The organism is Streptomyces sp. NPDC059679, assembly GCF_042734105.1.
In the GTDB taxonomy this organism is placed as follows: domain Bacteria; phylum Actinomycetota; class Actinomycetes; order Streptomycetales; family Streptomycetaceae; genus Streptomyces.
Map to the genome: position 1 here is coordinate 65110 of NZ_JBHWES010000018.1, position 25630 is coordinate 90739.

Consider the following 25630-nt stretch of genomic DNA (forward strand, 5'->3'; position numbering starts at 1 on the left):
CCCCTGATACGCAAGCTCCCTGATACGCAAGCCCCCTGATACGCAAGCCCCCTGATACGACTGCCCCTCCTACGCAAGCTCCCTGGTACGGCTCCCGTGACCGATAGGGGCGTTGGCACAGCCTGGCCACAGGTTTCCCTTGAGCACGTTCGCTCCCGGCCACCACTCTGATCGCACCTTCCGACAGGAGAGTCGGATGATGCGATGAGGGAGGAAAGCCAGCCGATGCGAAGATTGCGTCGCCTTTTGGCTGTCACCGGCGCGGCCGGGCTGCTCAGCGGCCTGGCCGCGCCTGTGGCGAGCGGGCAGCCGTCCCAGGCCACCCCGAAGGACCCGTCGGTCCGAACGGAACACACGGTCACCCTGATCACCGGCGATACGGTCACCGTCACCCCCGGCGACGACGGCCGGTACGCCGTGGACGTCAAGCGCGCCCCGGGCCGCGAGTCGGTCGACTTCGTGGCCAGTCAGCAGGGCAAGGAGATCAGCGTCGTCCCCGACGACGCGCTCAAGCTGCTGTCCGCGGGCCGTCTCGACGCGAACCTGTTCAACATCACCCAGCTCGTCAAGGACGGCTACGACGACAAGAAGACCAGCTCGTTACCGGTCATCGCCACCTACCGCACCAAGGGCACGCATCCGACACCCGAGGGCGCGCGGAAGACGCTGACCCTGTCCAGCGTCGGCGGCGCCGCGTTCAGCGCGCAGAAGGCCGACGCCGCGGCGTTCTGGGCCGACATCAGCCATGCCAAGGGCCTGGCGAAGCTGTGGCTGGACCGAAAGGTCAAGGTCTCCCTCGACGTCAGCGTCCCGCAGATCGGCGCCCCCGAGATGTGGAAGGCCGGATACGACGGCAAGGGCGTCAAGGTCGCCGTACTGGACACGGGCGTAGACGCGGCGCACCCGGACGTCAAGGACTCGGTCGCCGAGTCCAAGAGCTTCGTCCCGGACGAGACGGTCCAAGACGGCTTCGGGCACGGCACCCATGTGGCCGCCACGATCGCGGGCGGCGGCGCCGCCTCCGACGGCAAGCGCAAAGGCGTGGCACCGGGCGCGAAGCTGCTGGTCGGGAAGGTGCTGAACAACGCGGGCGAGGGCTACTCCTCGTGGCTCATCGAAGGCATGGAGTGGGCCGCGAACTCCGGCGCCAAGGTGATCTCCATGTCCCTCGGCGGCACGGCGAGCGGCCCCTCGGACCCGATGAGCGAGGCGGTGGACCAGCTCTCGGCGTCGTCCGGGGCGCTGTTCGTGATCGCGGCCGGCAACGCCGGCCCGTTCGAGCAGACCTTGGGCTCACCCGGCATCGCGGACTCGGCCCTGACCGTCGGCGCCGTCGACAAGCAGGACAAGCTGGCGTCGTTCTCCAGCCGCGGCCCGCGTATCGGGGACTCCGCGGTCAAGCCGGAGATCACGGCGCCGGGCGTCGCCATCACGGCGGCCCGGGCGGCCGGTACGAGCATGGGCACTCCGGTCGACGACCTGTACACCACGGCCAGCGGCACCTCCATGGCCACGCCGCATGTCGCGGGTGCGGCGGCGATCGTCGCCCAGGCGCATCCCGACTGGACCGCCCAGCAGATCAAGGCGTCCCTCGCCAGCACCGCGAGGACCAACACCGCCAATGCCCCCTTCCAGCAGGGCGACGGCCGGGTCGACGTACCGCGCGCCGTCACCCAGAACGTCTTCGCGACCCCGACCCTCAGCTACGGCCTGTACGGGTACGCGGACGACGCGCCGGACACCAAGACGATCACCTACACCAACGCCACCGAGAAGCCGGTCACCTTGAAGCTGGCGCCCTCGGTGGACGGCGGGTCGCTCTCGCTGGAGTCCGACAGCGTGACGGTGCCGGCGAACGGCGCCGCGAAGGTCGCGGTGACCGTCGACCCGGCGAAGGCCGACGTCGGCCGCCACACCGGGTACATCACGGCGACCAGTGAGGACGGCACGGTCAAGGCCACCACGGCCGTCGGGTACGAGCGGGAGGCGGATCTGTACGACCTGAAGGTCGAACTGCTGGACCGCGAGGGCAAGCCGGCGCCGTCGGCCCTCTTCACCTTTCAGAACCTCGCCGACTACTCATACAACCAGTTCGGCTATATGACAGCCTCCGAGACCTTCCGGGTGGAGAAGGGCACCTACTCCCTCGCCACCTGGATCCCCATCCTCGACAGCGGACGGCACGAGGTCGGGACGAGCATTGTCGGCGACCCGCAGATCGAGGTCACCGGCGACACCTCGCTCACTCTCGACGCGCGCAAGGCCGTCGAGATCAAGCCACAGACCAAGGAGAAGGACGCCGAGCTCCAGGGCGTAACCACCTCCTGGCACCGGGAGCGCAAGGGAGGCAGCTCCTTCGGCCTCACCTACGCCATGGGCAAGTGGAAGAAGCACATCTACGCTGCCCCGACCAAGCAGGTCACCGACGGCTCCTTCGAGTTCTACAGCAGATGGCGGCTGGAGAAGCGGAAGCTGACGGCGAGCGCCACCAGCCCGGCGCGGGTGACGCTGAACCCGCAGTACGTGGACACGTACACGGGCTGGCCCGTCAAGATCACCGGTAGCCGCAAAGTGCGGCTGGTGGACGCCAAGGGCGGCACGGCCGAGGACTTCGAGGGCCTGGACGTGAAGGGCAAGGCCGTGCTGGTGGGCCTGCCACCGGACGGCTGGCCCGACGAAGCCGTCATCAACGCCACCAAGGCGGGCGCCGCCTACGTCCTCGTGTACCGCAGGACCACGGCCGGGCTGTGGCTCACCGCGGTCGACAGCGCCACGATCCCGGCCATCTCCATACCCGGCGAGGAGGGCGACAAGCTGCTGTCCCTGCTCACCGCGGAGAGCCGCGGCGCGGTGACGCTCGACCTCGGCGGCACGGCGGTCAGCCCGTACGTGTACGACGTGCTGCTGCCCGAGCCCGGTGCCATCGGCAAGGATCTGACCTACCCCCTCGACAGCCGCAACACCACCAAGGTCACGGCCCGCTACCTCGGCTCGGCCAAGGGGCAGATCGGCGCCGAGGCCACGCACACCTTCCGTCCGTACCAGCTCTTCTCGGTGGAGTCGAAGTACGACGTGCCGCTGGGCACCCAGCGCACCGAGTACTACAGCGCCGCCCCCGACACCCGCGTCTGGCGCACCGCCATGCAGGACTACGACGGCGCCGGCCGGCAGTGGGCGCCGCTGGTCACCTACCGGCCCGGGACGAAGCAGAAGGTCGACTGGCTGTCACCCGTGTTCCGCCCGACGACCGCCGCCGAGTTCGGCGTCTCACAGCGCGAGGGCGATGAACTCACCCTCGCCATCCCCGAGTACGCCGACTCCGGCAGCGGTCACTACGGCTCGGCGGGCGCGGCCAAGGACAACGTGGACAAGGTCAAGACGAGTCTGCACGCGGACGGAAAGCTGGTCGGCGAGGCCCCGTACGGCTCCGGCACCTTCCAGGTGCCCACCGACAAGGCCGCGTACAAGCTGACGATCGACGCCGAGCGCACGGCGGACTGGGCGGCGTACTCGACGAGGACCAGCACCGCATGGGACTTCACCTCCGCCCGGACGGCCCAGGCGAAGGCCCTCCCCCTCCTGTCCGTGGACTACGGCCTTGACCTCGACCTGTTCGGCCGCACCGAGGCCGGGCGCCGGTTCAGCTTCCAACTGGCGCCGCGCCATCAGGAGGGCGCGGAGGAGCCGAAGGTCAAGACGGTCAAGGCGTGGGTGTCCTACGACGACGGCCGGACCTGGAAGGAGGTCAGGCTGACCGGCTCCCGCGCGGGCTACAAGGCCACCGTGAAACACCCCGTTCTCAGCGCTTCCAACGGCTTCGTCGCCCTGCGCGTCCAGGCCACCGACGCCGACGGCAATCGAATCGATCAAACGGTCACCCGCGCATATGGCCTGAAGTAGGCCGAGATCCGCCCTTCGGCGGTAACAAACTCCGTCTAGCGTGCCGTTGAATCGTTGCATCGACGCGCCGGAGCCGCCGCAAGTGGACCACAGAGCAGCCGAGGAGACCCCCGCCACGAGCCCGAGCCCCTGGGCCGCGGCAGGGGTCTCCGACTTCGACGAGACGGTGTACCACGCGATCCTCCATCAGCCGGACGCCGGCGTCACCACCTGGTCGGAGCTGGTCCGGGCCTCCCCGTCACGCGTCCGCCGCGCCTGCGCCCGGCTGCTCCGCCTCGGCCTGCTGCAGGCCCCCGACTCCACCGGCGGTCTGCGGCCGGTGGACCCCCGCATCGCCATCCGGGCCCTCATCCGTAAGCGCGAAACCGAGTCCGAGCTGCTCGCCGCCACCGCCGACGGCATGGCCAAGATCTACGCGGCGGGGCTGCTGCGCTCCGAACCGGCCGGACTCGTCGAGGTGGTGCGCGGGGAGAGCGCCAACGCCGCCCGGCTGGAGGAGCTGTACGCCCAGGCCGAACACGAGGTCTGCCTCATCGACTCCCCGCCCTACCTCGCCCCGCTCACCCCCCAGCTGGACCTCCAGAGCGAGGTGCTGCGCCGCGGTGTCGCGTACCGCGCGCTCTACTCCGTCCTATCCCTGGAGTCCCCGGATCTGCTGGCCTACGCCGAGGGCATGGTCGCGCTCGGCGAACAGGCGCGGGTGCTGCCCACCGTCCCCATGAAGCTGATGGTGATCGACGGCCGGACCGCGATGCTGCCGCTCACCAGCGTCGACGCCGGGCCGGTCTACAGCTCGGTGATCGTACGGCACTCCGGGCTCACCGACGCCCTGCGGACGCTCTTCGAGACGCTGTGGCAACAGGCCACACCGCTGGACGGCCCGCCGGCCGAGGAGGACGAGGAGCTCGGCGACGCCGACCGCACGCTGGTCGGCCTGCTGGCCGTCGGCATGAAGGACGAGGCGATCGCCCGCCACCTGGGCATCAGCCTGCGGACGCTGCGCCGCCGGATCAGCGACCTCCAACAGCGCCTGGGCGCGGGCGGCCGCTTCCAGGCCGGCGTCCGCGCCGCGCACCGGGGCTGGGCGTAGCCACGGGACCGCCGGTCGGAAACCTGGTGCCCCACCGAGGGCTGATGGCACCCTGAGGGCTTGATCACTGGGGGGAGTGGTGGAGCGTGCAATCGCCTGGGGGCATCTGGGACGCCGCTGATCCGGCAGAGCGTCGGCTCGCCGGGGTGGCGCTCAATCCGTCCGCTTCGGAAGACGTCCTGTTACGGCTGCTCGCCGACAACTCACCGGCCGTACGCATGGTGCTCTGCCGGGATCGGGTCCTGCCGGATGCCGTGGTCGAGGCCGCGCTCAAGCATCCCGACACCTACACCCGCAGCTTCTTCGCGCGCAATCCACACGTGGATCCCGCTCAGCGGGCACGGCTGATGGACGACCCGGAATGGTTCGTCCGCGCCCACCTCGCCGAAGCGCCCCGAGCGTCGCTCGACGTACCCATCAGACCTTTGCCCGACCGGGCAGTCGTGCAGATGATCAGCACATACGACAATGAAGCCCTCGGAGGCTCGTTCTTCCGCCAGATCTCCATGGGGCTGAAGCGGTCCATGCCGACTCATCCCGTCGCCAAGGTCCGGCATTGGGGGGTCGGGGCGTGGGATCACCTGTCCGCCGACACCCGGGCCGCAATGCTGGCAGACCCCGACGAGGAGGTCCGGGAATACGCGCTGATGCATGCGCAATGGGATGATCCGGCGACGTCGGATCTCACCTTCCTCGAAGGGGGGCTCCACAGACGCGGCTACTGGCTGATGCGCCGGGGCCTCAGCAGGGCCGTCTTGGACAGCGCCCTCGCCGATCCGGACGGGACGAACCGGGTGTTCATCGCCCCCAACCCCAGTCTGCCCGCCGACGTGGTGGTCCGCCTTGCCGCCGATCCGGACCCGGAGGTGCGCGAGGCGATCGCGGGCCGCCCGGACCTCGGGCCGGCCGAGCGCCGCGCGCTCGCCGTGGACCCTGACCCGAAGGTGCGGCTGGCCCTGTCCGCACACCCCGCGTTGAGCGAGGAGGAACGGGCCGCCATCGACTACGAGGTCCCCATCGACGGCTGCTTCCACTACATACCCGAGCCCTATGTCCTCCCGAACCCCGAGGACGTACGCCGGGACGCGCTTTCCGGCCACCCGATGCTGCGGCGGAAAGCGGCCATCGACCACTCGCTGCCGCCCGACCTCGTGGCCCGGCTGGTCGAGGACGACGACCTCGGCGTACGCGTCCTGCTGGCCCAGAACCATCCGGACGCCCCGGCGCGGCTTCTGCTGCGCAGCTTTCTGGAGTACACCGGCCACAGCCGCCAGGGCCTCACCACCCGCCCGAATTTCCCGACCACCGGACTGGCCGGCTACGCGGACCACGAGGACCCCGAAGTCCGAGCGCTGGCCGCCCGCGACCCCGAGGCCGCCCCGACGACCGTGGAACGGCTCACCCACGACCCCGACTCCGTCATACGAGCCGCCATGGCACGCCACCCGAAGCTCCCGCGGCCCCGGCTGATGGAACTCCTCGACGACGAGGAACTGGCCCACCCCGCCGCCGCGAACCCGGCACTGCCTCAGGAAACGATCCACCGGTTGCTCAGTGGTCGACAGTGACGACGATCTTGCCCACGCGACGGCGGCGCGAGCTTGACGGGTACGCGCGCTGACTACTTCTGGCCGCCGTAGAAACACAGACGGCCGTCGATCCGGAGCGGGCGCCCCGGGGGAAGTGATGACTCCCACCGCTCGTCCACCGGGATGTCCGACCAGTCGATGCGCAACGGCTGGCCACCCGGCCCGGTTTGCGTTCGAGCATTCAGGTCGTATTCGGCAATGCGCTGCCCGGGCCGGTGGATCTGCAAGAGCGTCTGCTTCGCGCCCTCGTCCTCATCCTCGCCCTCGTCCCACTCTTCATCGCCCTCGTCCCACTCCTCCTCATCCGACTCGCCGCGGACATCATCCGTATAGCGCTTCTCATCGATGTGAGCACGCGCCTCAGCGACAGAGCTGAACAGCAGAAACCCGGTGTCCCAGTCGTTGTTGGAAATCCAGAAACCCCAACGCAGCAAGGCAAATCCATGACCCCCGTGGCTCATCTCGCTCGGCGGCGGCCGACGGCCGGGCGCCGCGTCGAGGTACCTCAGGTTGGACCGCGCACATCGATCCCCAGGATCCCGGCGCATCGCCTCCTCGTAGGCCGCGACGGCACCGTCGCCATCCCCCGCCCAGGTCAGCGCATGCCCCAGATACAACGGCACGAGGGGATCCGTAGGGTCGGCGTCGAGGGCCGCTCGCGCCGCCTGGATCGCCTGCGTCGCGAGGGGACCGCTTACGCCGGCCTTGTCGTGCGTCCCCAGACCGTCCAGCAAAGTGCCGTCTTCATCATCGAAATCACACGCCACCGTGAACAACGCGGCACGCCTCAGGGCGAACGTCGCGGCCATCGAGCGCAGGATGGCAAGGGTGGCCGCGGCCTCCTCATCTCCGGAGGCCGCCGCTTCCTCGGCCTCGTCACAGCAGCGCCCCACATCGGCCAGCAATCCGGGAACCTCCCGCTCGCCGTCGAAATGCCTGAGGTAATACTCACAGGTGGCGAGTAGGTTATTCGCACGCAGCAATGGGGCGTTCGGATTTCCCGCAGTCATGAGGCGGCACCCTACCGGCCGGGGAAAACGGCACCGCTAGCGCCACTGAGGGGCCGCCCCCGCGGCGCCCGGCGCCGCGGCTTCGATCCGGCCGCGGATCTCGCGCATGACGGCGACGATCCGCCGCTCATGCTCCTCGGTCAGCCGCGCCGTCGGCACCGAGCAGCTGATCGCGTCGATGGCGGGCGAGTCGTACCGCAGGGCGAACCCGAAGCCCGCGATGCCCACCACGCCCTCCTCCCGGTCGATCGCATAACCCCGCTCCCGTACCCCCGCCAGGTCCGCGACCAGCGAGGCGCGATCGGTGTGGGTGTTGGGCGTCAGTTGTTCCCAGGGGCCGTCGGGCAGGGGGAGCTCGCGTTCGTCCCGCTCGGCGAGGAGGGCCTTGCCGAGCGCGCCCGCGTAGCCGGGGAGCCTGCGGCCGACCCGGCTGAAGGAGCGCAGATACTCGTGCGACTCGCGGGTGGCGAGATAGACGACGTCGCCGCCGTCGAGCCGGGCGAAGTGGATGGTCTCACCGAGCGCGTCGGACGCCTCGTCGAGGTAAGGCCGCGCGGTGCGGACATGCGGGTCGCTGTCGAGGTAGTTGGTGCCGGTGAGCAGGGCGCGGATGCCGATGCCGTAGAGCGAGCCGGTGGCGTCGGTGCGCACCCAGCCGCGGTCGATCAGCGTCTGCAGCAGCGCGTACATGCTGCTGCGCGGCACCCCGAGCTCATCGGCGAGCTCACGCAGCCGGGCCGGGCGGTCGCCGCGCGCGGCGAGCAGTTCCAGCAGCTCCACGGTGCGGGCCGCGGACTTCACCTCGCGTACGCCGCCGGTATCTGACATGGTCAGATCGTAAACGGAGCATCGCTCGCGTACGACGCGACCACTCCACCGCGCGGCCACTCCACCGCGGGGCTCCAGGGCAGCCACCCCGGTCAGCGGCGGCGGCCGGAACGGACGACGGCGGACGGCGCATACGCCGAAACCGGTCGAAGCCCGACGCGGATTGTCGCTTATCGCAATTACGGATGCGCTCACGGTGATGAGGCGGGACACTCTCAGTCCGAGGAACGGGACCGTACTTAAGTCACGGGACCAGCGGAGGATGTTCATGCACTCACCGCAGGACGCGAGCGAGGCGGTCGACCTGATGTGGGACCTGGTCACCGCCCTGGAGAACGGGGAGCGGGACTATGTCGACTGTGGGGCCGAGCTCGTACAGCTCACCTTTGTGCAACAGCCGTACATGATGCGGGAGGCACTGGCCGAGTTCGAGCGCCAAGTGGCGCTCGACCCGGACCCCGCGGGGGCGGTGTCGGAGATCGTCGAGACCGTCCGGGACGTCATTGGCAGCCCGGATGAAACTTTTTGACGGACTTTCGGCTGGGACTTTCGATGGGAATTTTCGAACCTGACCGCCTCTCTTGACGTTGAACCGATTCAAGGCTTCCATCGTGGGCGCGCCCGCGATGGGAGCGCTCCCGAGGAGGTTCCCGGGCCGGTACCCGCACCCGCCCACAGAGAGGACGGCCCATGCCGCCGATCGCACCCCCCACCAGGAGTACCGGGGCCACCACGAGAACCCCCGGCCGCGCGGCCGCCCACGCGGCACGCGCGGTGCTTCTGCTTGTCATGAGCACATCCCTGCTCGTCTGGGGCCTGAGCCTGGGCGGCACCCGGGCCCATGCAGCCCAGGCGCGCCCCGCACAGGCGCCCGCACAGGCGCCCGCACAGGACCCGGCCGCCACGGCCCTGGGCAACGGTTCGGTGACCGACCCGAACATCTCCTACGTCGGCCGCTGGGATGTGAGCTCGGGCACCGCCGCCGTGCCCAACTGGACCGGCGGCTATCTCCAGACGGCGTTCACCGGGACGACCGTGAAGGTCAAGGCCCGCGACGCGGTGAACTTCTACGCGAGCGTCGACGGCGCCGCCGATGTCTTCTACGCGAGCGTCAAGGGCACCGTCAACCTCACCCCGCAGGCCCTCCCCCAGGGCAACCACACCCTCCGGATCTCCTACCGCTCGGGCGACACCGTCTTCCAGGGCCTCGTGCTGGACTCGGGAGCCGGCACGATCAGCCCGCAACTTCCCTCGAAACTGATCGAGTTCGTCGGGGACTCCATCACCGCCGGCGCCCTGACCGACCGGCTCGCGCTCGACTCGTACGGCTGGAAGACCGGCGAGAAGCTGGGCATGCGGCACACCCAGATCGCCCGCTCCGGCTACTGCCTGGTCGGCAAGGACGGCTGCACGGGGCTGGCCACCCAATTCTTCAAGACCGCCTCCACAGGCGATCAGAACTGGGACTTCTCCCGCTACCAAGCGAACGCGGTCGTCATCAATCTTGGCACCAACGACGTCGGACACAGCGTCACGGGCGCCGAGTTCCAGTCGGCGTACACCAACCTCCTGCGCGACATCCGCGCCAAGTATCCGAACGCGGCCCTCTTCGCGCTCCAGACCCTCAAGAAGCGCTATGTGACCGAGACCAAGGCCGCCGTCAGCGCCCGCACCGGCGCGGGGGACGCGAAGGTCTACTACGTCGACACGACGGGCTGGCTCACCGACGGCACGGACTACGAGGACGGCAACGGGCACCCCAACGAGTCCGGCCACACCAAGTTCGCGAACCGCCTCGCCCCGGTCATCTCCTCGAAGCTGGGCATCACCGCCGTCAACACCCAGACCTCCATCTCCGGGACCAACTCCGCCACCAAGACCGCGGCCGCCGCCCCCGGGGACCCGGGCGACCCCAACATCAAGTTCTCCGGCCGCTGGGACACCAAGAGCTCCACCACCGCCTACACCCCCTACTGGGCGGGCGCGTACTTCCGTACCGGCTTCACCGGCCGCACCGTCAAGCTCAAGCAGCGCAACGCGATCGACCTGTGGGCCAGTATCGACGGCGGCCCCGCCACGTTCTTCGACGAGGCCAAGGGCACGGTGAACCTGACCCCGACCCCGCTGTCCGCCGGAAACCACACCCTTCAGGTCAACTATCAGGTGGTCGCGGGCTCCTATCACGGTGACGCGGTCTTCCAGGGGCTCGTCCTGGACAGCGGAGCCACCACCTTCACCCCGGCCACCCCGAAGAAACTGATCGAATTCGTCGGCGACTCGATCACGGTCGGCACCACGACCTCCCAGAACGCACGCACCGCATACGGCTGGCTGATCGGTGAGCGACTGGGCGCCGACCACACCCAGATCGCCCAGGGCGGCGCCGCGCTCGTGGACACGGCGGACGACCGGATGAGCCTGGAGCAGCAGTTCACCAAGCTGAATCCGAACGCCGCCACGCCCGACTGGGACTTCTCCCGCTACCAGGCGAACGCGGTGGTCATCAACCTCGGCACCAACGACGTGGGCCGCGGTGTGACCTCGGCGCAGTTCCAGGCCGCGTACTCCAGCCTGCTGCGCAAGGTCCGCACCGCCTACCCCAACGCCTGGATCTTCGCGCTGGAGACCTTCCGCGGCCGCTTCGTCCCCGAGACCCAGGCGGCCGTGACCGCCGCGGTCAGCGGCGGCGACAGCAAGGTCTCCTTCGTCGACACCACGGGGTGGCTCGCCTCCGACGAGCTCTCCGACTCCGTCCACCCGAACGACAAGGGCCACCGCACCATCGCCGACCACCTCGCGCCCATCATCTCCGCCAAGCTCGGCTAGCACGCCCCCTGTCCACGAGCCCCCGGTCGCCGACCGGGGGCTCACGTGCGCGTTACCCCGGCGTCCACCGGACCGCAAAGCGGCGCGCCGAAGTGTGCGCCGATTCGGCGCGTTCCCGCCGCAGCCGCCCCACCCTCGGGATCTTGGATCAGGAATGACCTCCGCAATGTTGCTGCATAATGCCCCACTCAAGCGGGAATAGAGAGAAAGCGATCTAGAATTCCGATACCGGCGAGATGACCGGAACACCTCCTTGACCTGTCCTTAACAGGAGAAAGACACTCAATAAGCATTCATGCGGGCCCTGCGATACCGATTTCGCGGGAGTGCGACGGGGGGATCATGGGAGAAATTTCGAAGAGCTTGCCGACAGCGCCCGCGCCATCGCGCGGCCGAGCAACTCGGCAGGGCGCGCCTGGAGTTGCGCCGCTGAGGGTGACCCGCGGTCGACGCCACGTACCGTCCCGGGACAACACGTACCGCTCCGGGGATAACCGGCTGATCCCGACCCGTATGGCCATCGGCGCCGTCGAGCGGCCGACGCTCGCGGCCCAGGCCCAGGCAAAAGCCGAAGCGGAGAAGTGAAGGTCGGGCACGGGGCGGATTGAGCCCCGTACCGACGACATCCGTACATCACCAGGTATCCCCTTTGAAGGAGCACCACGATGGCCACTCCCCTGACCGCCGACCGCCTGCTGAAGGCACTGCGCGACGAGGGACTGGAAGTCCACGAAGTCCGCAGCTGGCGCACCCACAACCGCAACTCCAAGGGCCCCTGGGGCCCGGTGAACGGGGTGATGATCCACCACACCGTCACCAAGGGCACGGCCTCCTCCGTGGCGCTGTGCTACGACGGCCACTCGGCCCTGCCCGGACCGCTGTGCCACGGCGTCATCGACAAGTCGGGCGCGGTGCACCTGGTCGGCAATGGCCGCGCCAACCACGCCGGCCTCGGCGACGGCGATGTGCTCAACGCCGTCATCAACGAGACGGCGCTGCCCCGCGACAACGAGGCCGACACGGACGGCAACCGCCACTTCTACGGCTTCGAGTGCATCAACCTCGGCGATGGTGAGGACCCCTGGCCGGAGGCGCAGAAGCTGGCCATCGAGAAGGTGGCCGCGGCCATCTGCCGGGCGCACGGCTGGACCCAGCGGTCGGTGATCGGCCATCTGGAGTGGCAGCCGGGCAAAGTGGATCCGCGCGGCTTCTCGATGGACACCATGCGCTCCCGCATCGCCAAGCGCCTGGGCGCCAAGCCGGACGGCCCCACCCCGCAGCAGCCCAAGCCGCCCAAGCCCGCGACGTACGAGCCCTTCCCGGGCTCGGCGTTCTTCCAGAACGGCCGCGAGAGCAAGATCATCACGGCGATGGGCAAGCGTCTGGTCGCCGAGGGCTGCGGGCGGTACGAGGAGGGGCCGAGCCCGGAGTGGACCGAGGCGGACCGCAAGTCGTACGCGGCCTGGCAGCGCAAGCTGGGCTACTCCGGCGAGGACGCGGACGGCATCCCGGGCCGTAAGAGCTGGGACAAGCTGCGGGTCCCGAACGTGTAGCCCGTATAGCCGCACTTTGCGGTGAGTACGAGACAGCGACACGCCATCACGTCGGCGTGTCGCTGTCTCATACTCACCGCAGACTCACGACCGCTGTACGGCCACCGGGGCGACGGACAGCAACGGCCGGTAGTGGCCCGCCGGATAGGGCTCCCCGACGGGCTCGCCCGCGACCTCGATCCAGGCGTGTGCCTCGAACGGGCTGGTGCGCACGCCCGTGCACCAGGTGGGCCACACACCCCGGCTCCGGCACAGCAGAGCCGCCGCGATGGACCGTTGCAGACATGCCTGGCCCGCACAGCGCAGGCTCACCGCCACCACGGCCCGCCGGGCGGCGAGCGCCTGCTCGGCGGTGGCGGGCCGGGCGCCACGGCGCGCGAACTCCAGCACCGCGCGCACCCGGGCCGGTTTGGCGCGCGCCAGCAGCCGGGCCACGACCACCGCCAGCCACGGCGTCACCCGCCGGTGGAGCGGCAGCCGGTCCCGGTCGGCCAGGGCCATGGGGGCGCTCATCGGGCCTCGATGAGGAGATGCGCGGCGCGCAGCTGGGCCACCACCTTGGAGACATCGCGCCGCACCGCGTCGGAGTCGAGTTGGTGGCGGGCGGCCAGCTCGTCGGCGGCCTGCTCGTCCGTACGGCCGTCCAGCAGGGCGTTCAGCACGAACACCCCGGTGGGGTTGAGCTGCCAGTAGCGGCCGGTGCGCTGATGGAGCAGGACGGCACCGTCACCGGTCTCGGCCATGGACACGTCCTGATGCAGATTCAGGGACATCATCGTTTCCCAAGAGGTCGAGGCAAGGAAGAGGTTGCCGCGCGGGCCCAGGTCTCACAGCCCAGAAGCTTTTCGGTGGCGATGTCCCTGGAGATGTCGGCATGCGGTGTCAGCAGGTACTCGCGCAGCGCCCCGGGGGACACCAGACCCATCTCGGCCAGGACGGAGTCGGAGAACACCTCCAGCAGAGCAGTGAGATTGCGCTGCCGCCCGGCCCGTACATCGGCGCTGAAGTCCCCCTTGGTGGTGCGGCCCAGCACCACATCCGGCACCAGCCCCCGCATGGACTCGGCCAGCAGCGGCTTGTAGCGCCACGGTGTGACGCGCTCGTGCAGCCGCACCGCCAGCGCCGCCTCCACCACCCGGTCGTCCAGATACGGCTGGTGCAGCGCCACGCCCGCCGCGCCGAACAGCCGGGACACCTGCCGGTACGCGGGCGCGGTGATCCGCAGCGCGGTGAGGTACTGATGCTGGCCCCGGTCCTCGGCGTAGGGCCCGGCGTGTTCGGCGGTGGCACGCAGCGCCTCGCGCGCGGCGGCCACCGCGTCGTCGGTGGCCCAGACAGGCGCGCGCAGCGGGGCGAGACCCCAGCCCAGGGCGGGGACTCTGCGCGGCGGTGGCGGGCCGGTCAGCTGCTCGGCCTGGGTCAGCCACCACTGGGCGGGGCTGCCGGCCCGTACCAGCTCGGCGACGATCCCGGCGAGCGGCCAGCGGCTGAGCGCGCGGTGTCCGCGCAGATGGCGGACGGTGGTCAGCGGGTGGCGGCGGGCCAGCCGGTGCAGATAGCCGGGCGCCGGGCCGAAGAGCTCATCGGCGCCGTGTCCGGCCAGATGTGAGCGGGACCCGTGCCCGGCGAGCAGCCGCGCGGTGTGCCGTACGCGGGCCAGTGTGCGCGGGTAGAGATACGGCCGTTCGGTGTCGGCCAGGGCCCCGGGGTCGGTGAAGATCGGCGGCAACTCGTCCTGGGCCACGATCAGATGGTGTGCGTCGGGCAGCGCCTCCGCGGCCCGCGTGGCGAAGTGGTTGTCGTCGTTGCCCGCCTCGGCCTCGGCCCAGCGGAAGGTGAGCAGGTCCGGGGTGTGCCGCGCGGCCAGAAAGCTCAAGGTGGTCGAGTCCATGCCGCCGGACAGATCCGCGCTGAGCGCGCCCGCATCCCCACGCCGCCCGTCCACCGCCGTGATCAGCGCGGCCCGCAGCGCCGCCGCGCCCGCCTCCAGGCCGAGTTCGGGCTGCGGGGCCCGCCACCAGCGCACCTCACGCGCCCGGCCGCCAGGCTCCAACAACAGACAATGATCGGGCGCCACCGTGGACACGCCCGCCCACACGCTGCGGTCGGAGAGCGGCGGCGGCAGCATGCCCCCGCAGACGACCCTGGTGGCCAGCGCGTCCATGTCGATACCGGCCCCGGTCAGCGCCGCGAGCGCATCGGCCCGGTCGGCGGCGATCGGCACCTCGCCCAGCCGGGCGTGGAACACCTGGCGCAGGCCCGTCACGCTGCCCTGGACACGGGTGGTGGCCCTGTCGGCCGCCACCACATGGAAGCTCCCCGGCAGGGCCCGGGCCACCGCGTCCACATCGGCCAAGGTCCGTATCCGCCGGCACAGCTCCTCGAGCCGGCCGGTGGTGACCGGGCAGAACCCGATCACCACCAGTCGCACGGGCCCGGTCGCCACCTGACGAATCTCATCCGGCTCCCACCGCCCCACCAGCCACGGTCGGCCGGACGGATGCGCAATCAGACGAGGAGCCTCAAAGGGATACGCATCAAACGAGAGCTGTGTACCCGGCACGTCCGGAAGGACGACAAACCCGGCGGCGCTCATCTCAAACGATCCGGAGGGCTACCGTCACCCCCAGCCCTGCTCACCGAGCACGTCCTCGTACCGGTGGCCGAACCCCAGCGTGTCCTCCGAGAACTCACCCACCGCCACCAGGGCCGGGGGCTCGTAGCTCTCGACGGTCTCGTCCGATCTCGCCTGCATCTCCATGGGTTTTCCTCCAGAGATAGATCCAGTGAATCGACCCCGAGGTCGCCCACTGATTACCCCCCCTTCGAAAAACCATGCGACTCACGCGCCCCAGTTGCCACGGTTCGACAGCTTCCTGACGCATCCGCTCATACCCGTGTCGGCAGCGGCCCTCCGTTGTAAGCGATGGCGTCGGCGAACGTCGCGAAGGGGTCGTACGCGCCACCGCGCTTGTCCGCGTACGCCCGGTGCAGATTGAGCACGATGCGCTCGGGGTCCGGCAGTTCGGCGAACTCGCCGAGCGAGCAGGCCCGCGCCGCCTCCAGCGGCGTCAGCCCGTCGCGCAGGCCCGCCTCGGCGGCCTCCAGCACCAACCGGTAGTAGCGCCGGTGGGTGTCCAGCACCTCGGGCAGCGTGTTCGCGTCGATGAGCGGGCCGTGCCCGGGTACGACATGCTCGGGCTCGAACGCCGCGATCCAGTCGAGCGAGCGCAGCGCGCCCTCCACGGAGCCCATGAACACCAACGGATTGACCTGGTGGAAGAGCAGATCCCCGGCGAACAGAACACGCTCCTCGGGAAGCCATGCGACCGCGTCCCCCGGGGTGTGCGCGGCATATCCGGGGTGATGCAGCTCGATGCGCCGCTCCCCCATGTGCAGCGTCAGCGCCGTACGGAAGGTCACCCCGGGCGGCCGCCGGGTCACCGCGCCCCAGTCCGGGACCGGATGCCAGGCGGGCGGACACCCGTCGATCACGGTGTCGGCCAGGATCCCCTGGCGCGTCGCCTCATGCGCGATGATCACGGTCGACTCGGGGAGGAGGCTGTTGCCGTGGGTGTGGTCGCCATGCAGATGGGTGTTGACCGCATACCGCACCGGCGCACCGCCCGTGGCCTGATCCACCGCGCGGAGGAGGTTGCGGACGCGGCGCTCGGTGGCACAGGTGTCGACCAGCACGACCCCGTCGTCCGTGGCCACGACGCCCGCGTTGTTGACCCACCACGAGCCGTCGGGCTGTACCCAGGCGTGCACCCCGTCGGCGACGGGGTGCAGTGTGCCGGTCTCCTCGGTCATCGGTGCGCGGCGAACCGTACGAACTGGGTCCAGCCGTCGCGGCTGACGGCGAAGGGGGGACGTGTCACGTCCTTGGAGTCCCGTACATGGATGGCCTCCTCGGTGATGGCAACTTCCACGCAGTCGTCGCCCTGCGTGCCGCTGTAACTGGACTTGAACCAGGTGAGTTCCGTCCTGCTCATAGCTCTCCTCGCAGTCGCTTCAACAGGCCCCGCGAGTCTTGGGGGTTCAGGGCCTGCGAGCGCAGTGTGTCATAGCGCTGGTACAGGAGGCTCACCTCCTTCTGGCCAGCAATCAGCCGTCCGGTCTGCTGCCCCTCGGAGTAGGCGAGCCGCCGTCCCTCCGGGGTCTCCAGCAATCGCACTGAACCGTCCAGACATGCGTGGACCTCGGCATCCAGCGGCACGATCTGCAGGAACACATTGCGCGGCGCGCTGAGCTCCAGTACGTGATCGAACAAGCTTCGCGTCACCTCGGTGCCGCCGAGCCTCCGCCGGAAGACGGACTCCTCCACGATGAAGCTGAACGGGACAGTCGGCCGCTCGCGCAGCATCTTCTGCCGCTCCAGCCGGGCCGTGACCTGGGCTTCCAGCTGCGCGTCCGTCAGCAGCGGAATGCTGTTGTCGAACACCGCCCGCACGTATGCCTCCGACTGCAACAGCCCAGGAACCAGCCGACACTCATACGTGCACAGGCTCACCGCAGCGCGCTCCAGCCGCGCCCACCGCCGGAACCACGCCGCGAGCCCCGGCTCGCCCCGCGTCAGATGCGGCGCAGACTTCCGCAGCGCGCCCGTGTTCCCCAGCGCCTCCTCCCCTCTCTCCACAAACGACTCGTCCGGCATCCGCCGCCCCAGCTCCACCGACTCCACGGTGTGCTTCGAGAACCGGACCAGCTCCGCGAACTCAACCCGGCTGAGCCCCGCGTGTTCACGCAGGGCCTGGACGACGGCCCCGAAGGTCCGCAAACTGTCGGAGGGATCGGGCTCCCGTTCCCAGTCGCCGTTGTCGGTCGTCATACGCGGCCACCTCCAGCATGTGTACGTGTGAGGCCCCCGCGCTCAACCCATCCAGAATGGCCGACCGATCACCGTACCGTCCACCGAAAGTGTCCGTACGCTGACGCTGCGTACGGGGCGCGCCCCTCGCGAAGCCCTCGGCGCACCCACCACTGTGCCCCCATGAACCAAGGCACGACGCCCCAACCCCCCACCACCGCCCATCGCTTCGCCCAACGCCTGTCCTCCACCCGACGCGGGGCCAGGCTCGCCCGACTGCTCGCCGCCGAACAGCTGCGCACCTGGCCGGTGTCACCCGACATCGCCGAACGCGCCGAACTGATCGTCGGCGAACTGGCGGCCAACGCGGCGCTGCACGGCCGCGTACAGGGCCGGGACTTCCGGCTCACGCTCACCCTCGACGAAGCGGCGGGACCCCTGCGCATCGAGGTCACGGACACTCGCGGAGAGAAGCTGCCCGTACTCCAGCCACCCCCACCCCCGGACCGCGAATCGGGGCGCGGCCTGCTCCTGGTGGCCGCGCTCGCCGACCGCTGGGGCACGGTGCCGAATGAGCCCGTGGGCAAGACCGCGTGGGCGGCACTCGATCTCGGCACATGACCACAGGCACGCCCGTCAACATTCGATCGCGGCCGCACTGAAAAGGGTGAATCATATTCCCCTGGCACATGCCGATGACTCTGCGCGCGGTAGCGTGTGCATATGGTCACTTCGTTACATGAGGCCTCGCACCGGATATTCCAGGAGCGACCTGACATCCTCGCCCCCGTCTTCCGGGTCCTGGGGGTGCCGCTGGCCGAGAAGGCATCCGTCGAGGTGCTGACTCCCGACACCACCGAGATCCGGCCGCTGGAACGCCGGGTGGACAGCGTGCTGCGGGTCACCCCACCCGACGGCGACGGCTTTCTGCTCGCCATCGAATCCCAGGGGCGCCGCGATCCGGACAAGCCCAGAAGCTGGACGTACTACCTCGCCCACCTCCAGGCAAAGTACGAGAGCCCCGTCCTGCTCCTCGTCGTCTGCCAGGACAAGGCAACCGCCAACTGGGCGGCCGGTCCGTTTACGGCCGGCATCGAGGGCTGGACGGCGCTCAGCACGCACCCACTGGTCCTCGGGCCCGGCAACGTCCCTGTGATCATCGACCCGGAGGAGGCCGCCCGGGATCTGACACTGGCCACCTTCTGCGCCATGACACATGGCCGGGACCCGGACATCGGCGCCATACTGGACGCGCTGGCACGCGCACTGAACTCGACCGACCAACACTCCGCCCGCTACTACACCGAATTGCTGGAGATCGGCCTGGGCGACTCCCCGGCCCGAGCCACCTGGAAGGAACTGATGATGGTGGGTACTTTCTTCCCCGGACGCGGCACGATGATCGAGGAGGCATTCCTCGAAGGTGAGGCCAAGGGGGAGGCCAAGGGGATGGCTCACTCCGTCATGCGCCTCCTTCGCCGCCGCGACATCGTGGTCTCCCCGGAAGCAGAGCAAACGATCATGGAATGCGCGGACCTGGAGAAGCTCGACTTCTGGTTTGATCGCGCACTCACCGCGACCCGCGTCGAGGACCTGTTCACCGCGGACTGACGACGCGGCGCGTCCCCACCCACCTCATGGCCCCTCCGTGTCGCCGTCCCGAGGGGCCATCCATGTCCCATGCCGCTCGATGGCGGATCGAGCGGCGGCCTGGGGCCACAACCACGCGTCAGGCCGTACCGTCCGCCGGAAGCGCCGCGACGCTCCGGCTCCTGCCGCCGCTCACCGCGAGGTACAGCAAGCCGGAGACGGCGACCCCGATGAACCAGCTGTACGGCCCGAGCGTCGCGCCGTAGTCAGCCGGGCCGTAGACCGGGAGGAGGCTGGAGAAGACCGCGCCGACGGCGGCCGCGGCGAAGGCGCGGATGTTCCAGCCGCCCTGGAAGCGGAACTCGCCGTTCTCCCGGTAGAGGGCCGCGACGTCGATCCGCGACTTCCGGATCAGGTAGTAGTCCACGACGATCACGCCGAAGATCGGGCCCATGGTCGAGCCGATGGCGTTGACGAAGCTCGGCGCGTTGTCCCACGGGTGCAGCGGGTAGAGCAGGAGCGCGATGACGGCGGCGAGCAGGCCACCGCGCCGGAAGTCGATGTACTTCGGGGCGAGGTTGGCGAAGTCGAAGGCCGGGCTGACGAAGTTGGCGACGACGTTGATGCCCAGCGTGGCGACCGCGAAGGTCAGGGCGGCGAGCAGGACGAGAAAGACGCTGTCGAACTTGGCGGAGATCTCGGCCGGTTCCAGGATCACCTGGCCGTACACCTTGCTGGCCGCGGCCGTGGTCAGAGCGGCGACGAACGAGAAGAGGATGAGGTTGACCGGCAGCCCCCAGACATTCCCCTTGCGCAGCGTCTTCTCGTCGGGCACGAATCGCGCGAAGTCGCCGAAGTTGAGGAACAGCGCGGCGAAGTAGGTGACCCAGGTCGCCGCGATCGCCGCGATCGCGGCCAACGAGCCTGGAGTCACGCTCAGGCCCGTCGAGCTCTTGGCGAGCGTGGCGAGTTTGTCGGCCGGCATGTCGACCGAGAAGGACAAGGCGCCGGCCTTGACCGACAGCGCGACGGCGAGGACCAGCATCATCAGCCAGACGACCGGCCCGGCGAAGTCCTGGAAGCGGCGCACCGTCTCCATTCCCTTGCTGATGATCAGCAGCTGGGCGGCCCAGACCCCCAGGAAGCACACCACTTCCAGGCCGCTGTGCCCCAGCAGGTTGGTCGTCTCATGGAGGTGTCTGGGGCCGCTGTAGCGGGTGAGGAACGCGACGATCGCGCCGGCCGCCGCGCTGGTCTGCGCCCCGTACCAGAAGGTGGCCACCACAGCCCGTACCAGCGCCGGGACGTTCGCGCCGAAGGTGCCGAACGACGCCCGGGCGAGCACCGGATACGGCACGCCGGTCCGCACCCCCGCCTTGCCGATCAGCGTCATCAGCCAGTAGATCACCAGCGAGCCGACGCCGATCCCGATGATGAACTTGAAGGTGCCGCCCGCGACGAGGAACAGGCTGGCAGCCAGGAAGTAGCCGTACAGGCTGTGCACGTCCGAGGTCCAGACGTTGAAGACGCTGAACGCTCCCCACTTCCGTTCGGAGGCCGGAGCCAGGTCGTCGTTGTAGAGCCGGGGCGAGTGCTCCGACCCCGGGGTCGAGGTCGAGGTGGATGCCGTGTCCTTCGTCGTCGTCACGCTTGCTCCTTGCCGAGTCGACGTGCGAGGCACCTCTACGCTGCCGCGCCGCAGACAAGGTGCACAGATGACGTACAGGGAAGGGGCGGTGCTTTTCGTCGCTGTTCCGGGGACGTGACGGACACGTCAACACGTTGAAAGTCGCATTTCAGTAGACGGAAATAGTGATGACCGCGGTCTGTGTCAGCCGAGACCGGCGTCGCGGGCCAGCAGGGCCGCCTGGAGGCGGTTGGTGACCTCGAGCGCGGTGAGGATGCGACTGACGTGGGCTTTGACGGTGCTCTCGCGCATGCCGAGGTCGGTGGCGATATCGGCGTTGGTGCAGCCGCGGGCGAGGAGGGCCAGCACCTGGTGTTCGCGCGGGGTGAGCTGTTCGAGCCGGGTGCGGGCGGCGGCCAGGGGCTGGTTGGCCTGGTGGTAGTGGTCGATGAGGCGGCGGGCCGCGGTGGGGTGGAGCATGGCCGATCCGGTGGCGACGAGGTGGACGGCGCGCAGGATCTCGGCGGGGTCGGCGTCCTTGAGGAGGAAGCCGTCGGCTCCGGCGGCGAGGGCGTTGTAGACGTATTCGTCGAGGTCGAAGGTGGTCAGGGTGATGACCTTCGGGGGGTGGGGCAGGGTGCGCAGCCGGGCGGTGGCGGTGATGCCGTCCATGCGGGGCATGCGCACGTCGACCAGGGCGACGTCGATGCGGTGGGCGGTGGCCAGTTCGATGGCGTGCAGGCCGTCCGACGCCTGGGCGACGACGTCGATGCCGTCTTCGCCGTCCAGGAGGTCGGCCAGGCCGAGGCGGACCAGGGCGTCATCGTCGACGATCATGGCGCGGATCATGTGCGGGGGCCGTTCCGATCGGTGTGCGTCGGGTGCGTCGGGTGTGTCGGTTGGTCGAGGCGTACGGGGTGGGGGATGCGCGCGGCCAGGCGCCACGTACCGGAGCCGTGGGGGCCGACGTCCAGGTGTCCGCCGAGGGCGCTGACCCGCTCGCGCAGGCCCACCAGTCCGAAGCTGGAGGGGGCGGTGTGCGGGGCCGGGGTGCCGGGGCTGTTGGTGACCTCGACGAGGGTGGCGGGCGGGCCGTAGTCGAGGCAGATGCCCACCGGCGCGCCCGCGGCGTGTTTGCGGGCGTTGGCCAGCCCTTCCTGGAGCAGGCGGTAGACGGCCAGCCGGTGTGCGGCGGGGGCCTGTTCGGGCCGCCCCTGGATGTCCATGTCGACCTGCTGCCCGGCCGTGCGTGCCTGCTCGATCAGCTCGTGCACATCGCGCAGCACGGGGGCGGGCGCGGCATCGGCGGAGGTGCTGTGGGGGTGGCGCAGGGTGCCGAGGACATCGCGCAGATCGGCCAGCGCCTGGGTGGAGGCGGTGCGCAGCAGGGTGAGGCGGTCGGCCACCGGGGCGGGCAGTGTGTCGGCCTTCGTGGTCAGGACCCCGGTGTGCAGGGCTATGAGGCTCAGCGGGTGGGCCAGGACGTCATGCATCTCGGCGGCGATCCGGGAGCGTTCGGCGGCGCGGGCGGACTCCTCCCGTAGCTCACGTTCGATGCGCAGATGCTCGACCTGGGCGTTCAACACCCCCACCAGGCGGCGGCGGTTGCCCATCCACAGCCCGCCCACCACGGCCAGCAGCAGGAACAGGCTGGCCCCGTACTGCTGCGGTCGCCACAGCGAGGCCGCGGCGGGCGCCACCGCGCCTACGGCCAGGACGGCGGCCGCCGCCGGTGCCTACGCGATCGTGGGCGCGGCCGTCCTGGCCGAATCCGTGCTGCTGCTCGGAACGTTCATTCCCACTCTCACCCTGCTGCTGACGGCCGGCGCGCTGGCGCGCTCCGGGCAGTTGGCCCTTCCTCCGCTGATCGCGATCTGCGCGTGCGCCGTGGTGGCGGGCGACTTCCTGGCGCACCGGACACCTCGGCCACCGCCTCCCGCCGCCGCATAGCGGCGCGCCGAGACGCTGATGGCCCGCCACGGTGGGCACGCCGTCCTCCTCACCCGTTTCCTCCCGGTGCTCCGCACCCTGACCCCCCACCTCGCGGGCGCCGCCCGGCTGCCCTACCACCGCATCGCCCCCTACAGCGCGGTGGCCGCCCCGCTGTGGGCCACAGCCGAGGCCGGCACCGGATACGCGGCCGCCGCCTGGGCGAGTTCGGCCTCTCATGCCCTCAAAGTCATAACACCATAGCGATATTGGTCTTAGACGCCATGATGTGCAGGGCATAGCGTCGAGATGTTCGCACACGGAGATCGCAATGAGGAGGATCCACCATGGTCACCAGCAGCCTGGAGCCCGCCGGCGTGCGTCGGAGGGAGCGGGGGAAGAACACGCTGCGGGCGACGCTCGTCAAAACCTTCGCCGTATCACTGGTCGCCGCATTGGTCGGCGTCGGCACTGTGGGCAGCGCAGGCGCCGATGCTCCGGAAAAGGGCCGAGTCGAGGTCCTCGAACTCGAGGTTCAGAACGATCAGTACGCGGATACTGATCTCGGCCCGGCAGGGCCGAGCTTGGGTGATATGTACGTCTACTCTGGCACCGCGATGAGGGACGGTCGCGGAGTCGGACGTGGGGGCGGGTCGTGCCAGGTCATTCACATCGATGGTGAAGAACTGACCACGCAGTGCGTGATCACGATAGAGCTTGAGCGCGGCTCTCTGACGATGCAGTCGCTCTGGGTGAGCGGAACAAGTTCGCTCGACATGGCCATCACCGGCGGTACGGGCGACTTCAGTGACGCGAGGGGCACTGCTCGCTACTGGGACATCGCAACACCAAAGGAGAGGGTGCGGGCCGAAATCCTGCACTGATGCGCGAAGCACGTCTGGACCGTGGATCAGCGTTTGTCTTGGGGTTCGCCTGCGGCTCAGTCCCAATCGGTGATCGTGGTGCGCATCAGCCGGACAGCGGTCGGCAGGTGGCTGCCGACGCCCCAATCGAGGGTGACCGTGCGGCGGCAGTCGGGGCTGTCGACGGGGATCCACGCGACGGGGGCGCGCGTGGCACTGCGGCGGGCGAAGGCGGGGGCGAGACCGATGCCGAGTCCGGCGCTGATCAGGTCGGCGATGGCGCTGTGTTCGTCGCTTTCGCAGACGATCTTCGGGGTGAGGTCTCGTGCGGCGAAGAGCCGGTCGAGCAGCCGGCGTAGCCAGTGCCCCTTGCGGGCGGTGACGAAGGGCTGGTCGGCGAGTTCGTCGATGGTCACCGACATGCGGCCCGCCAGCGGGTGATCGAGTGGCACACCCGCCCCGACCGCCTCGTCGAACAGTCGCACCGCCTCCAGGCCCTCGGCATGAATCGGCTGCGAGGCGATACACAGATCGACCTCTTGGGCGCGCAGGCGACGAGCCAGTCCTCGGGCGGCGACCAGTGGAGTTCGATCTCGACAGCGGGGTGGGCCTGCTTGTAGTCCGCCAGCGGCCCGGTGAGGGTGAGGAACGTTTCCGACGCCAGTCTTACCGTGCCCAAGCCCCCGCTGGTGGCCTCGGCGACAGCGCGTCGCCCCGCATCGAGCTCACCGAGGGCACGTTCGACGTGGTCACGGAAGAGCCTGCCCGCGTCGTTCAGCCGGAGCCGTTTGCTCCGGTCAAACAGCGGTGCGCCCAGCTCGCTCTCCAACCGGGCGATGGTGCGGCGCAGCGACGGCTGGGCGATGTGGAACTCCTCGGCCGCCCGGCTAAGGTGCTGCAACCGGGCCACCACCAGGAATTGCCTGAGCGAGTTCAGCTCCATCACGCCCCCGATGCATAGCGTCACAGCAAATGCTGATCTTAGACAAGATCCACGGTAGTCGGGGTGCTCGGCGTACGACTGCGCGAGCACGTGGAGTGTGCTCCTGCCCACGGTCTACGTCCCTCTGCCGACTACGCCACCGCGCGGTCGAGCGAGTCCAGCAACCACGAATGCGCCTCGCCGACGGTGACGTCCTCGCCGGTGATGTCGCCGACGAGCTCCCAGTAGCGGCGCAGGCCCGGGCTTCGATCGACCGCCGCGGTGCGCAACAGGGCGCGCCGAAACGTGGGGCTGTCGACCGTGCCTCGTGTCGTCGCGTGCGCCTCGACGAACCGGTCGAGCAACGGTCCGGGCCCCGGCTGCTCACCCGCCCGTACGAGTGGCCGCGCAAGCTCGCACGCTTCGCCGATTCCCCCGTCCAGCAACGCCTTCTGGTAGGCGACGAACTCTTCGCCGGTACGTGTGCGTGCCCAAATCTGTTGCCGCAGCCGGTGATCGTCGACGATCCCGATCAGCGCGGCATACGCGACCACCTGCTCGGGACTCGGCTCGTTGGGTGGCTCGGGGACGCTGACCGAGATGAACATGCTCGCGCCGTCTTCGGACATCGAGGGCAGTGAGGGCAGCGCGATCCGGCACCAGAACGCCTCGAGCATGTGCTGTGCCGCCCGGCCGTCCGTGACCGCGGCCAGCAGCTCCAACCTCGCCGCCCGCTCGGCCGGTGCTGCCTGTTCGACCGCCCGGAGCGAGGCGCGGCGCCAGGCCAGCATGGCCAGCTCGACGTCGACCTTCGCGCGTTCCTGCGCGGCGGCTTCGGCGATGGAACGCCGGCCACCCAGCACGCTGTCGATCGCCGTCAGTCCGAGTCCGAGTGCGCGTAGCCGGCGCAGCAGCGTCAACCGCTCGACCGTGTGCGGGAGGAAACGACGGTGTCCGCCGGTGCTGCGGACCGACTCGACGAAGCCCTCGTCGCAGTAGAAGCGGATCGTACGGACGGGCACGCCGGTCAACTGTGAGAGCTCGCCGATGGACAGCGTGTCCGCGCGCACTTGAACCTCCACCCGGGTGGAGT

At 69.6% G+C, this 25630-nt stretch carries 26 protein-coding genes and 1 pseudogene; 12 read left to right on the forward strand and 15 right to left on the reverse strand.

Annotation, left to right across the window (positions count from 1 at the left end):
* Window positions 1-225 precede the first annotated feature (225 nt).
* The 3 genes from ACFV2X_RS20725 to ACFV2X_RS20735 all read left to right on the forward strand — a co-directional run bounded on the left by ACFV2X_RS20725 (window position 226) and on the right by ACFV2X_RS20735 (window position 6558).
* Window positions 226-3900 carry a S8 family serine peptidase gene (locus ACFV2X_RS20725; protein ID WP_385618314.1) on the forward strand — a complete coding sequence of 1225 codons (3675 nt, stop codon included), beginning with the start codon at window positions 226-228 and terminating at the stop codon, window positions 3898-3900.
* A gap of 82 nt (window positions 3901-3982) precedes the next feature.
* A complete protein-coding gene (locus tag ACFV2X_RS20730) occupies window positions 3983-4990 on the forward strand; it encodes a helix-turn-helix transcriptional regulator (protein ID WP_385618317.1) in 1008 nt (335 codons plus the stop codon).
* Window positions 4991-5076: 86 nt separating this feature from the next.
* Complete coding sequence (locus ACFV2X_RS20735) at window positions 5077-6558, forward strand: hypothetical protein (RefSeq protein WP_385618319.1); 1482 nt, start codon at window positions 5077-5079, stop codon at window positions 6556-6558.
* Window positions 6559-6611: 53 nt separating this feature from the next.
* On the opposite strand, the gene ACFV2X_RS20740 is transcribed toward ACFV2X_RS20735, so the two are convergent.
* Window positions 6612-7589: a tetratricopeptide repeat protein gene (locus tag ACFV2X_RS20740; protein ID WP_385618321.1), complete on the reverse strand. Its 978-nt coding sequence runs from the start codon at window positions 7587-7589 to the stop codon at window positions 6612-6614.
* 36 nt (window positions 7590-7625) lie between these two features.
* Entirely contained in the window at window positions 7626-8417 is a 792-nt protein-coding gene (locus ACFV2X_RS20745; RefSeq protein WP_385618323.1) for an IclR family transcriptional regulator, read from the reverse strand.
* A gap of 268 nt (window positions 8418-8685) precedes the next feature.
* Between ACFV2X_RS20745 and ACFV2X_RS20750 the strand changes: the two genes are divergently transcribed.
* The 4 genes from ACFV2X_RS20750 (at window position 8686) to ACFV2X_RS20765 (ending at window position 12796) form a co-directional block, all read left to right on the forward strand.
* A complete protein-coding gene (locus ACFV2X_RS20750) occupies window positions 8686-8946 on the forward strand; it encodes a hypothetical protein (protein WP_143667771.1) in 261 nt (86 codons plus the stop codon).
* A gap of 260 nt (window positions 8947-9206) precedes the next feature.
* Complete coding sequence (locus ACFV2X_RS20755) at window positions 9207-11243, forward strand: GDSL-type esterase/lipase family protein (protein ID WP_385618325.1); 2037 nt, start codon at window positions 9207-9209, stop codon at window positions 11241-11243.
* Window positions 11244-11678: 435 nt separating this feature from the next.
* A complete protein-coding gene (locus ACFV2X_RS20760) occupies window positions 11679-11828 on the forward strand; it encodes a hypothetical protein (protein WP_385618328.1) in 150 nt (49 codons plus the stop codon).
* 80 nt (window positions 11829-11908) lie between these two features.
* Window positions 11909-12796, forward strand: a complete 888-nt coding sequence (locus ACFV2X_RS20765) for a peptidoglycan-binding protein (RefSeq protein WP_089509089.1) — start codon at window positions 11909-11911, stop codon at window positions 12794-12796.
* Between the two features lie 84 nt (window positions 12797-12880).
* Here the strand turns inward: ACFV2X_RS20765 and ACFV2X_RS20770 are convergent, their stop codons facing one another.
* The 7 genes from ACFV2X_RS20770 to ACFV2X_RS20800 all read right to left on the reverse strand — a co-directional run bounded on the left by ACFV2X_RS20770 (window position 12881) and on the right by ACFV2X_RS20800 (window position 17627).
* Window positions 12881-13309 (reverse strand): lasso peptide biosynthesis B2 protein, encoded by a 429-nt coding sequence (locus ACFV2X_RS20770; protein ID WP_385618331.1) that lies wholly within the window; start codon window positions 13307-13309, stop codon window positions 12881-12883.
* Window positions 13306-13539: a lasso peptide biosynthesis PqqD family chaperone gene (locus tag ACFV2X_RS20775; RefSeq protein ID WP_385618333.1), complete on the reverse strand. Its 234-nt coding sequence runs from the start codon at window positions 13537-13539 to the stop codon at window positions 13306-13308. The genes ACFV2X_RS20770 and ACFV2X_RS20775 overlap by 4 nt, the downstream gene beginning before the upstream one ends.
* A 29-nt stretch (window positions 13540-13568) precedes the next feature.
* A complete protein-coding gene (locus tag ACFV2X_RS20780) occupies window positions 13569-15242 on the reverse strand; it encodes an asparagine synthase-related protein (protein ID WP_385618335.1) in 1674 nt (557 codons plus the stop codon).
* A gap of 174 nt (window positions 15243-15416) precedes the next feature.
* Window positions 15417-15557, reverse strand: coding sequence for a lasso RiPP family leader peptide-containing protein (locus tag ACFV2X_RS20785; protein ID WP_014175268.1), 141 nt, complete (start codon window positions 15555-15557; stop codon window positions 15417-15419).
* A 128-nt stretch (window positions 15558-15685) separates the two neighbouring features.
* Window positions 15686-16609 (reverse strand): MBL fold metallo-hydrolase, encoded by a 924-nt coding sequence (locus ACFV2X_RS20790; RefSeq protein ID WP_385618337.1) that lies wholly within the window; start codon window positions 16607-16609, stop codon window positions 15686-15688.
* Window positions 16606-16791 (reverse strand): DUF397 domain-containing protein, encoded by a 186-nt coding sequence (locus tag ACFV2X_RS20795; protein ID WP_385618339.1) that lies wholly within the window; start codon window positions 16789-16791, stop codon window positions 16606-16608. The genes ACFV2X_RS20790 and ACFV2X_RS20795 overlap by 4 nt, the downstream gene beginning before the upstream one ends.
* Complete coding sequence (locus ACFV2X_RS20800) at window positions 16788-17627, reverse strand: Scr1 family TA system antitoxin-like transcriptional regulator (protein ID WP_385618341.1); 840 nt, start codon at window positions 17625-17627, stop codon at window positions 16788-16790. The genes ACFV2X_RS20795 and ACFV2X_RS20800 overlap by 4 nt, the downstream gene beginning before the upstream one ends.
* 162 nt (window positions 17628-17789) lie before the next feature.
* On the opposite strand from ACFV2X_RS20800, the gene ACFV2X_RS20805 reads away from it, so the two are divergent.
* Together ACFV2X_RS20805 and ACFV2X_RS20810 are read left to right on the forward strand one after the other, a co-directional pair.
* A complete protein-coding gene (locus ACFV2X_RS20805; RefSeq protein ID WP_385618343.1) occupies window positions 17790-18227 on the forward strand; it encodes an ATP-binding protein in 438 nt (145 codons plus the stop codon).
* Window positions 18228-18329: 102 nt separating this feature from the next.
* Window positions 18330-19217, forward strand: coding sequence for a hypothetical protein (locus ACFV2X_RS20810; RefSeq protein WP_385618346.1), 888 nt, complete (start codon window positions 18330-18332; stop codon window positions 19215-19217).
* Between the two features lie 118 nt (window positions 19218-19335).
* On the opposite strand, the gene ACFV2X_RS20815 is transcribed toward ACFV2X_RS20810, so the two are convergent.
* The 3 genes and pseudogenes from ACFV2X_RS20815 to ACFV2X_RS20825 all read right to left on the reverse strand — a co-directional run.
* The gene (locus ACFV2X_RS20815) at window positions 19336-20844 is read right to left on the reverse strand and encodes an NCS1 family nucleobase:cation symporter-1 (RefSeq protein WP_385618349.1); all 1509 of its coding nucleotides are present in this window, start codon (window positions 20842-20844) and stop codon (window positions 19336-19338) included.
* A 183-nt stretch (window positions 20845-21027) separates the two neighbouring features.
* Window positions 21028-21672, reverse strand: a complete 645-nt coding sequence (locus tag ACFV2X_RS20820; protein ID WP_385618352.1) for a response regulator — start codon at window positions 21670-21672, stop codon at window positions 21028-21030.
* Window positions 21669-22547 (reverse strand): annotated as a pseudogene (locus ACFV2X_RS20825) (sensor histidine kinase); the annotation flags it as partial. The gene ACFV2X_RS20820 and the pseudogene ACFV2X_RS20825, both read right to left, overlap by 4 nt.
* 22 nt (window positions 22548-22569) lie before the next feature.
* On the opposite strand from ACFV2X_RS20825, the gene ACFV2X_RS20830 reads away from it, so the two are divergent.
* The 3 genes from ACFV2X_RS20830 to ACFV2X_RS20840 all read left to right on the forward strand — a co-directional run bounded on the left by ACFV2X_RS20830 (window position 22570) and on the right by ACFV2X_RS20840 (window position 23636).
* Window positions 22570-22773 carry a hypothetical protein gene (locus ACFV2X_RS20830; protein ID WP_385618355.1) on the forward strand — a complete coding sequence of 68 codons (204 nt, stop codon included), beginning with the start codon at window positions 22570-22572 and terminating at the stop codon, window positions 22771-22773.
* A 15-nt stretch (window positions 22774-22788) separates the two neighbouring features.
* Window positions 22789-23016: a DedA family protein gene (locus tag ACFV2X_RS20835; RefSeq protein WP_385618536.1), complete on the forward strand. Its 228-nt coding sequence runs from the start codon at window positions 22789-22791 to the stop codon at window positions 23014-23016.
* Window positions 23017-23099: 83 nt separating this feature from the next.
* Window positions 23100-23636: a hypothetical protein gene (locus tag ACFV2X_RS20840; protein ID WP_385618357.1), complete on the forward strand. Its 537-nt coding sequence runs from the start codon at window positions 23100-23102 to the stop codon at window positions 23634-23636.
* A gap of 56 nt (window positions 23637-23692) precedes the next feature.
* Here the strand turns inward: ACFV2X_RS20840 and ACFV2X_RS20845 are convergent, their stop codons facing one another.
* From ACFV2X_RS20845 to ACFV2X_RS20855, 3 genes are read right to left on the reverse strand one after another with little or no spacing between them, the layout of a single operon-like run.
* Window positions 23693-24145, reverse strand: coding sequence for a LysR substrate-binding domain-containing protein (locus ACFV2X_RS20845; RefSeq protein WP_385618539.1), 453 nt, complete (start codon window positions 24143-24145; stop codon window positions 23693-23695).
* The gene (locus ACFV2X_RS20850) at window positions 24028-24648 is read right to left on the reverse strand and encodes a LysR family transcriptional regulator (protein ID WP_385618360.1); all 621 of its coding nucleotides are present in this window, start codon (window positions 24646-24648) and stop codon (window positions 24028-24030) included. The genes ACFV2X_RS20845 and ACFV2X_RS20850 overlap by 118 nt, the downstream gene beginning before the upstream one ends.
* A 41-nt stretch (window positions 24649-24689) precedes the next feature.
* Window positions 24690-25607, reverse strand: a complete 918-nt coding sequence (locus ACFV2X_RS20855) for a MerR family transcriptional regulator (protein WP_385618362.1) — start codon at window positions 25605-25607, stop codon at window positions 24690-24692.
* Between the last annotated feature and the right edge of the window lie 23 nt (window positions 25608-25630).

What these genes read in the sequence shown, in the direction of transcription:
- ACFV2X_RS20725 (WP_385618314.1), top strand. Translation starts at nt 226, where the DNA reads ATGCGAAGATTGCGTCGCCTTTTGGCTGTCACCGGCGCGGCCGGGCTG.
- ACFV2X_RS20740 (WP_385618321.1), bottom strand. Translation starts at nt 7,589, where the DNA reads ATGACTGCGGGAAATCCGAACGCCCCATTGCTGCGTGCGAATAACCTA.
- ACFV2X_RS20745 (WP_385618323.1), bottom strand. Translation starts at nt 8,417, where the DNA reads ATGTCAGATACCGGCGGCGTACGCGAGGTGAAGTCCGCGGCCCGCACC.
- ACFV2X_RS20750 (WP_143667771.1), top strand. Translation starts at nt 8,686, where the DNA reads ATGCACTCACCGCAGGACGCGAGCGAGGCGGTCGACCTGATGTGGGAC.
- ACFV2X_RS20755 (WP_385618325.1), top strand. Translation starts at nt 9,207, where the DNA reads ATGAGCACATCCCTGCTCGTCTGGGGCCTGAGCCTGGGCGGCACCCGG.
- ACFV2X_RS20765 (WP_089509089.1), top strand. Translation starts at nt 11,909, where the DNA reads ATGGCCACTCCCCTGACCGCCGACCGCCTGCTGAAGGCACTGCGCGAC.
- ACFV2X_RS20770 (WP_385618331.1), bottom strand. Translation starts at nt 13,309, where the DNA reads ATGAGCGCCCCCATGGCCCTGGCCGACCGGGACCGGCTGCCGCTCCAC.
- ACFV2X_RS20775 (WP_385618333.1), bottom strand. Translation starts at nt 13,539, where the DNA reads ATGGCCGAGACCGGTGACGGTGCCGTCCTGCTCCATCAGCGCACCGGC.
- ACFV2X_RS20785 (WP_014175268.1), bottom strand. Translation starts at nt 15,557, where the DNA reads ATGGAGATGCAGGCGAGATCGGACGAGACCGTCGAGAGCTACGAGCCC.
- ACFV2X_RS20790 (WP_385618337.1), bottom strand. Translation starts at nt 16,609, where the DNA reads ATGACCGAGGAGACCGGCACACTGCACCCCGTCGCCGACGGGGTGCAC.
- ACFV2X_RS20795 (WP_385618339.1), bottom strand. Translation starts at nt 16,791, where the DNA reads ATGAGCAGGACGGAACTCACCTGGTTCAAGTCCAGTTACAGCGGCACG.
- ACFV2X_RS20800 (WP_385618341.1), bottom strand. Translation starts at nt 17,627, where the DNA reads ATGACGACCGACAACGGCGACTGGGAACGGGAGCCCGATCCCTCCGAC.
- ACFV2X_RS20805 (WP_385618343.1), top strand. Translation starts at nt 17,790, where the DNA reads ATGAACCAAGGCACGACGCCCCAACCCCCCACCACCGCCCATCGCTTC.
- ACFV2X_RS20810 (WP_385618346.1), top strand. Translation starts at nt 18,330, where the DNA reads ATGGTCACTTCGTTACATGAGGCCTCGCACCGGATATTCCAGGAGCGA.
- ACFV2X_RS20820 (WP_385618352.1), bottom strand. Translation starts at nt 21,672, where the DNA reads ATGATCCGCGCCATGATCGTCGACGATGACGCCCTGGTCCGCCTCGGC.
- ACFV2X_RS20840 (WP_385618357.1), top strand. Translation starts at nt 23,100, where the DNA reads ATGGTCACCAGCAGCCTGGAGCCCGCCGGCGTGCGTCGGAGGGAGCGG.